Origin of the sequence: Streptomyces sp. NPDC059787, assembly GCF_042732315.1 — a bacterium.
Classification (GTDB): domain Bacteria; phylum Actinomycetota; class Actinomycetes; order Streptomycetales; family Streptomycetaceae; genus Streptomyces; species Streptomyces atrovirens.
On record NZ_JBHWHX010000029.1, the window covers coordinates 1 to 7,717 of the forward strand.

The following is a 7,717-nucleotide window of genomic DNA, read 5'->3' on the forward strand; positions in this document are numbered from 1 at the left end:
GGCGCTGTACGGCGCCCCCGCCGGGCCTCTTGCCGCAGAAGCCGGGCGATCACCGCTTGCCGGCGAACTTCCAGGCCGTCGGCAGCACGCCCATCGCCAGGGCCGCCTTCAGGGCGTCGCCGACGAGGAACGGGGTGAGGCCGGCCGCGATCGCGGCGGAGGCGGACATGCCGGTGGCGAGGGCCAGGTAGGGCACGCCGACGGCGTAGATGACCGCCGAGCCGAGCACCATGGTGCCCGCCGTGCGCCAGGCGGAGCGGTCGGCTCCGCGGCGGGCCAGCGCGCCCACGACGACGGAGGCCAGCAGCATGCCGAGGACGTAACCGAAGGACGGCATGCCCATCCCCGACCTGCCCTCCGCGAACCACGGCACGCCGGCCGCGCCCACCAGCGCGTACACCGCGAGGGAGGCGAAGCCGCGGCGGGCGCCGAGGGCGGTGCCGACGAGGAGCGCCGCGAAGGTCTGGCCGGTCACCGGCACCGGGGAGCCGGGGACGGGCACCGCGATCTGGGCGGCGAGGCCGGTGAGCGCGGCGCCGCCGAGCACGAGCGCGGCGTCCCGGACGCGGGAGGCCGGGACGAGGTCCGCGAGGACCTGTCCGGATCGGGCGGACGTGACGGTAGCGGTGCTCATGGGGTCTCCGCGGGGTGAGGGCAGTTGGGGACACCGCGACGCTATACCGGCGCCCGCGCGCCGATCACCGTCAGCGCTCGACAAAGGCGCCGACGCGGTCTTGGTGGGCTCCGGACAAAGGACAAGGGTGACGAGGGGTGTGAGGTGACGCCGGTCACTGAGGTGAGGTGGTTTCGCCAACACCTTTGGGTGGTAGGGCGGCTGTAGGGATCCACCAAACGCACCGTACGGCCTCTCGGGTGCCGTCTCGCCCGTCGGTCGCCGTCTGGGCAGCGCGGAGGCGGTTTGCTAGCTTCGAGCCATGGTCGCCCAGTCCCGGAACTTCACCTCGCGTCGCCACGTCGACCTGCGACGCGTGGGCGCCACCGCCTGTCGCCTCCGCTAGCGAGGCGGGCGGAGCGGATCCGGCGCGCCTCGACTCCCGTACGACGGCGCAGTGTCGGACCCGTTCCCGAGGAAGTTCCCCATGCTTCGTACCGTGGCACCCCCTTCCCCCTCTCCCGTACCGCGCGTGGCCGACCCCGACCGGCGGCGGACCAGTGCCAGTGTGGTGCTGCGGTCCGTGCTGGAGCACGGGCCGGTGGCGCGCAGCACCATCGCCCGGCTCACCGGACTGTCCCCCGCCTCGGTGACCGACCACTGCGCCCGGCTGGCGCGGCTCGGACTCGTCCGGGAGGCCGCCGCGCCCCGCCGGTCGGGAGGCGTCGGCCGGCCGCACCTGCCGGTGGACGTGGACCGGTCCCGGCTGGTGGTGGGCGGCGTGCACGTGGCGGTGCCGTACACCACGGTGGCGCTGCTCGATCTGCGCGGCCGGGTGCTGGCCGAGCGGCGGCTGCGGCACGAGGGGACCGAGCCGTCGCGGGTGCTGGCGCGGGCCGCCGGCGGTCTGGCGGCCCTTCTGGAGCGGTTGCCGGACGCCCGGCCGCTGGGTGTCGGCTTCGCCGCCGGCGGCTGGGTGGACCGGCAGGCCGGCGCCGTCGTCGAGCATCCGCTGCTGGGCTGGCGCGAGGTCCCGGTGCGGAAGGTGCTCGCCGCGCACACCGGGCTGCCGGTCCATGTGGACGGGCACGCGCGGGCGTTGGCCGACGCGGAGCGGCTGTTCGGGCGGGCGGCGCGCGGCAGCCGCAGCGCGCTGCACCTGTTCGCCGGCAACATGGTCGACGCGGCGTTCGCCACCCACGACGAGGTGCACCACGGCCCCCGCTCGCAGGCGGGGGCGATCGCCCATCTGCCGCTCGCGGGCGGCACCGAACCCTGCGTGTGCGGCCGGTCCGGCTGCCTCCAGGCGGAGTTGAGCGAGCGCACCCTGTGCCGGCGGGCACGGGAGGCCGGTGTCACCGACGGCGCCGACCCGGCACACGTGGTCGACGCGGCGGCGGCCGGGCATCCGGTGGCCGTACGGCTGCTGCGGGAGCGGGCGCGCATGGCGGGGCGCGCGGTGCGGCTGCTGACCGACGTGCTCAATCCGGAGAGCGTCGTCGTCACCGAGATCGGTGTCGTCCACCGGCCGGACTGCCTCGCCGTGCTGCGCGCCGAACTCGACGAGGAGCGGGCGGCCACGGTCGTACCGACGAGTTTCCCGGATTCCGTGCTGGCCGTGGCCGGCGGATCGGTGGTTCTCGACGTCCTCTACCGGGATCCGCTGGGCGTTTCACCTGAGCTGAATTAATTCAGAAACTCCGAATGTTGACAGACCTCCTCCGAGGACAGGAAACTCCTGGTCATGAGCTGTCGCACCCTCTGTTGCTGACACGTTGACGCGCGAGCACCCGAAGCGTCCCTCCCCTCCTGCGTGAATTCCCCTCCGCGGCCTTTTCCTGCCCGGAATTCATCGCTCTTTCCTGCCCTGTGTCATTTTCATGAACTCCGGGAGTTCCCCATGCCCGCACCCCCAGCGTCCGGCGTCGGCCGGCGGCTCTTCCTCACCTCCCTGCTCGGCGTCACCGCCGCCGCGGCCGGGCTGAGCGGCTGCGCCGAAGCCGGCGCCGTGGCCGACGAGGCGTCCCTGAAGGACCCGTTGGCCAAGAAGGTCCCCGCCGGTACGAGTCTGAAGATCTCCTCGTTCCAGAACTTCCAGCAGCTCCAGCTGAAGCTCGCCGGGCTCGACGAACTGCCCTTCGAGGTGAGCGACTGGCTGAACATCGGGGCCGGTCCGGATGTCATCAACGCCTTCCGCTCCCGGTCCCTGGAACTCGCCAACAACGCCGGAATCCCGCCGATCCAGGCGTACTACCAGGGATTCGACGCGAAGATCGTCGCGATCAACATCACCCGCAGGCCCAACTACCTCTTCGCCACCGGACCCGGCAGCGACATCCGCGCCGTCGAGGACTTCCGGGGCAAGCGGCTCGCCTTCTCCCAGGGCCAGGCCCAGGGCGTCGTCCTGCTGCGCGCCCTGAAGGAGGCGGGGCTGAAGTACGACGACGCCGAACTGGTCCCGCTGACCAGCAACCAGTTCCTCACCGCCCTGCAGTCCGGGCAGGTGGACATCGCCCCGCTCGGCAACACCCAGGCGCCGTCCTATCTCAAGCAGTACGGGTCCAAGGGCGCCCGGACCATCCCCACGGACGTGGTGGACCTGCTCAACCTGCTGTGGGCGCCGGCCACCGTGCTGGCCGACCGGGCGAAGGCCGCCGCGGTCGCCGCGTACATCCCGTACTGGGCCAAGGGCGCGGTGTGGCAGTACGAGCACCCGGACGAATGGAACCGGGAGTACTACGTCAAGACGCAGAACCTGACCCTCGCCCAGGCCGAGTCGATCACCGAGCTGGCCAACAAGCCGCTGTTCCCGCCGAACTGGGACGAGGCGATCGCCTGGGAGCAGGAGACCGCCGATCTGCTGGCGGAGGGCGGCTACGTGAAGAAGTTCGACGTCGGCGAGCTCTTCGACCGGCGCTTCGAGTCCCTCGCCGCGAAGGCCGTACCCGAGGAGTACCGGAGGTGACCGCCGTGACCACGACCACCGCCACGCCCGCCCCCGCACCGCCCGCCGCCGTCGGGGAGGAGGAGCACCAGGTACGCCGGCGACGGCGCCTCTCCCCCGGCAAGCCGCTGCCCGCGGCCCGGCTGCTCGGTCCCGCGCTCGTCCTCGTCCTGTGGGCCGCCGCCTCCGCCGCCGGGCAGCTGGACCCCGGCGCGATCCCCGCGCCCTGGACGGTGGTGGAGACCGGGGCCCGGCTGTGGACCGAGGGCACCCTGCCGGACGACATCCTCACCTCGCTCCGGCGGGCCGGCTCCGGTTTCGCGATCGGTCTGACCGCGGGCATCCTCCTCGCCCTCGCCTCCGGGCTCAGCCGGGCCGGCGAGGCGCTGATCGACGGGAGCGTACAGCTGAACCGGGCGGTGCCCACGCTCGGGCTGATCCCGCTGTTCATCCTGTGGCTGGGCATCGGCGAGACGTTCAAGATCGCGATCATCGCCATCGTCGTCTACATCCCGATCTACCTGAACACGCACTCCGCGCTGTCCGGCATCGACCACCGGTTCGTGGAACTGGCGGAGGTGCAGGGGCTGTCCCGGCTCGCCTTCGTCCGGCAGGTCGTCGTGCCGGGCGCGCTGCCCGGCTTCTTCGTCGGGCTGCGGCTCGGCGTGACCGGCTCCTGGCTGGGCCTGGTCGTCCTCGAACAGATCAACGCCACCAGCGGACTCGGCTACATGATGTTCCAGGCGCAGAACTACGGCCAGACCGACGTCATCCTCGTCGGGCTCGTCGTCTACGGCATCTTCGGCCTCGTCTCGGACACCCTCGTCCGCCTGATCGAACGGAGGGTGCTGTCATGGCGCCGCACACTGAGCAGCTGACCCGGCCCGCCGTACGGCTGCGCGGGCTGACCCGCTCCTTCGAGGGGCGCACGGTCCTCGACGGCATCGACCTCGACCTGCCTGCCGGGCAGTTCACGGCCCTGCTCGGGCACAGCGGCTCCGGCAAGAGCACCCTGCTGCGCGCCGTCGCCGGCCTCGACCACGGGGTCGCGGGCAGCGGGACGCTCACCGCGCCCGAGCGGGTGTCGGTGGTCTTCCAGGACTCCCGGCTGCTGCCGTGGCGGCGCGTCCTGCCCAACGTCCTGCTGGGGCTGGACGGCGCCGACGCGGAGAAGCGCGGTCGTGCCGCCCTCTCCGAGGTCGGTCTCGGTGGGCGGGAGCGGGCCTGGCCCAGTGAGCTGTCCGGGGGCGAGGCGCAGCGGGCGGCTCTGGCCCGGTCGCTGGTGCGGGAGCCGGAACTGCTGCTCGCCGATGAGCCGTTCGGGGCGCTGGACGCGCTGACGCGCATCAAGATGCACGCGTTGTTGCGGCAGTTGTGGGAGCGGCATCGGCCGTCGGTGCTTCTGGTGACCCACGACGTGGACGAGGCGATCGTCCTTGCGGATCGCGTGCTTGTTCTTGAGCGGGGGCGTATCGGGCTTGACCTGGTGGTCGAGCGTGAGGGGTCCCACTCCCATGGTGAGTACCGCGCGCGGTTGCTTCAGGCGCTCGGTGTGACCGAGGACGTGTCGTGAACGCCGGTTCTCGTGAACCTCTGTCGGGGGCTGCCGCCCCCCGGGCGCCCGCTTCGGCCCTGAACAGGCCTCGTCCTCAAACGCCGGACGGGCTGAGTGCAGCCGACCGTGCCTGCAAGCCGGCCCCGGCCCAAAAACCGTTAGCCCCCTGGTCCAGAAAAGGGACTCCCCATGCCCAGAAAGCTCCACCTCAACGCCTTCCTCATGAACACCGGCCATCACGAGGCCTCCTGGCGGCTTCCCGAGAGCGACCCGTACGCGCATGTGGACCTCGACCACTACATACGGCTGGCGCGGACCGCCGAACGCGGCACCTTCGACTCGCTGTTCCTCGCCGACGGTCCCCAGCTGTGGAACACCGTCGCCCAGCGTCCCGCGGGGGCTCTCGAACCGCTCACGCTGCTCACCGCCCTGGCGACCGCCACCGAGCACATCGGGCTGATCGCGACGGCCTCGACGTCGTACAACTCGCCCTACAACCTGGCCCGCAGGTTCGCCTCGCTGGACATCATCAGCGGCGGCCGGGCCGGCTGGAACATCGTCACCACCGCCGGGGCCGAGGCGGCCCGCAACTTCGGTCTGGACGCCGAGCCCGCGCACGCCGAACGGTACGCCCGTGCCGCCGAGTTCCTCGATGTCGCCCTCAAGCTGTGGGACAGCTGGGAGGACGGCACGATCGTCGCCGACAAGGCGGCCGGGGTGTGGGGCGACGACGCCAGGATCCATCCGCCCCGGCACAAGGGAAGGTACTTCAGCGTCGAAGGCGCCCTCAACGTCCCGCGTACGCCGCAGGGTTACCCGCTCCTCGTCCAGGCCGGGTCCTCCGAGGACGGCAAGCGGTTCGCGGCCCGGTACGCGGAGGCGGTGTTCACCGCGCAGCAGACGCTCGCCGACGCGCAGGCCTTCTACGCCGACCTCAAGGCCCGTACGGCGGCGGCCGGGCGCGACCCCGGCCACATCAAGGTGCTGCCCGGCATCGTGCCCGTCGTCGGCTCCACCGAGGCGGAGGCGCGGCGCCAGGAGCAGCTGCTGGAGGACCACATCGTGCACGAGCACGGGGTGCGCAGGCTGGAGGAGCTGCTGCGTCTGGCCCCCGGCTCCCTGGACCTCGACGCCGAACTGCCCGACGGGCTGCCGCCGGAGGAGGCCATCGAGGGCGCCAAGAGCCGGTACACGCTCGTCGTGGAGCTGGCCCGGCGGGAGCGGCTCACCGTGCGCCGGCTGATCGGCCGGCTCGGCGGCGGACGCGGGCACCTGACCTTCGCGGGCACGCCCGAGCAGGTCGCCGACACCATCGAGCAGTGGTTCTCCCTCGGCGCCGCCGACGGTTTCAACATCATGCCGGCCGTCCTGCCGTCCGGCCTCGACACCTTCGTCGACCACGTCGTCCCGATCCTGCGCGCCCGCGGCCTGCTCCGCACCGAATACGGCCCGCGGCAGACCCTGCGGGAGCGCTACGGCCTCCCGCGCCCCGTCAACCAGCACGTGACCGCCACCGCCGCCCTCGTCTGAGAGGAACCGCACCATGACCGACCTCAAGATCACCAAGGTGACCGCGCACATCGGCGCCCGGGTCTCCGGAGTCGACATCTCCGGGCCGCTGGACGACGGGACCGTCGCCGCGCTCCGGGACGCCCTGAACGTCCACAAGACCCTGCTCTTCGACGACGTGAACCTCGACGACGCGGGCCAGCAGGCCTTCGCCCGGCACTTCGGCGACCTCACCACCGCCCATCCGACGGTGCCCGCCGTCGACGGCGTCCCCAACGTCCTGCCGGTCGACAGCGAGGGCGGCCGCGCCGCCAACAACTGGCACACGGACGTCACCTTCGTCCTCAACCCGCCGCAGGCCAGCACCCTGCGCAGCATCACCGTTCCGCCCTACGGCGGCGAGACGCTGATCGCGAACTCGGCCGCCGCCTACCGGGACCTCCCCGAGCCGCTCCGCAGGCTCGCCGACACCCTGTGGGCCGAGCACACCAACGACTACGACTACGCCGTCCCGGAGGAGGCCGTCGACGAGGCGGAGGCCGCCCGGCGCGCCCGGTTCACCTCCATCAGGTACCGCACCGCCCACCCCGTGGTGCGCGTCCACCCCCTCACCGGGGAGCGCGGGCTGTTCATCGGCGGGTTCGCGCAGCGGATCGTGGGCCTGTCGAGGGGCGAGTCCCGCAAGGTCCTCGACCTGCTCCAGGCCTACGTCACCCGCCCGGAGAACCTGGTGCGCTGGCGCTGGTCGCCCAACCAGCTCGTGCTGTTCGACAACCGCATCACCCAGCACTACGCCATCGACAACTACGACGGTCTGCCGCGCCGGCTGCACCGGGTGACGGTCGCCGGTGACATCCCGGTCGGCGTCGAGGGGAAGGAGTCCTACTCGATCGAGGGGGACGCCTCGCACTACACGACGGTCGCCGGGTAAGCGGACTGTCACCCTCCGCATGACACGTGTCCATATGCCGGTGGGGCACCCCCCGGACAAGCGGGGGCCGCCCACAAGGCGGGGGCGGATTGCGGCGCCCGGCATGGTCGGGGGGCGCCCCCACCCCCCCCCCCCGAGGGTGAGCCCCCCCCGGGGGCGGACCGC

General features: G+C 72.3%; 7 protein-coding genes. 6 read left to right on the forward strand and 1 reads right to left on the reverse strand.

The window, feature by feature from the left end; genetic code table 11:
- Positions 1–49 precede the first annotated feature (49 nt).
- Entirely contained in the window at positions 50–634 is a 585-nt protein-coding gene (locus tag ACFV5H_RS25005) for a biotin transporter BioY (RefSeq protein WP_385057407.1), read from the reverse strand.
- A gap of 466 nt (positions 635–1,100) precedes the next feature.
- Here ACFV5H_RS25005 and ACFV5H_RS25010 point away from each other — a divergent pair, with 466 nt between their 5' ends.
- The 6 genes from ACFV5H_RS25010 (at position 1,101) to ACFV5H_RS25035 (ending at position 7,552) form a co-directional block, all read left to right on the forward strand.
- Positions 1,101–2,303 (forward strand): ROK family protein, encoded by a 1,203-nt coding sequence (locus ACFV5H_RS25010; RefSeq protein WP_385057405.1) that lies wholly within the window; start codon positions 1,101–1,103, stop codon positions 2,301–2,303.
- 210 nt (positions 2,304–2,513) lie between these two features.
- Positions 2,514–3,578: an ABC transporter substrate-binding protein gene (locus ACFV5H_RS25015; RefSeq protein WP_385197356.1), complete on the forward strand. Its 1,065-nt coding sequence runs from the start codon at positions 2,514–2,516 to the stop codon at positions 3,576–3,578.
- Complete coding sequence (locus ACFV5H_RS25020) at positions 3,575–4,435, forward strand: ABC transporter permease (RefSeq protein WP_385057401.1); 861 nt, start codon at positions 3,575–3,577, stop codon at positions 4,433–4,435. Before ACFV5H_RS25015 ends, ACFV5H_RS25020 begins: the two co-directional genes overlap by 4 nt.
- A complete protein-coding gene (locus tag ACFV5H_RS25025) occupies positions 4,411–5,130 on the forward strand; it encodes an ABC transporter ATP-binding protein (protein ID WP_385057399.1) in 720 nt (239 codons plus the stop codon). Before ACFV5H_RS25020 ends, ACFV5H_RS25025 begins: the two co-directional genes overlap by 25 nt.
- A 171-nt stretch (positions 5,131–5,301) precedes the next feature.
- Positions 5,302–6,642 (forward strand): LLM class flavin-dependent oxidoreductase, encoded by a 1,341-nt coding sequence (locus ACFV5H_RS25030; RefSeq protein WP_385057398.1) that lies wholly within the window; start codon positions 5,302–5,304, stop codon positions 6,640–6,642.
- Positions 6,643–6,655: 13 nt separating this feature from the next.
- Positions 6,656–7,552, forward strand: coding sequence for a TauD/TfdA dioxygenase family protein (locus ACFV5H_RS25035; RefSeq protein ID WP_385197358.1), 897 nt, complete (start codon positions 6,656–6,658; stop codon positions 7,550–7,552).
- Positions 7,553–7,717: the final 165 nt, after the last annotated feature.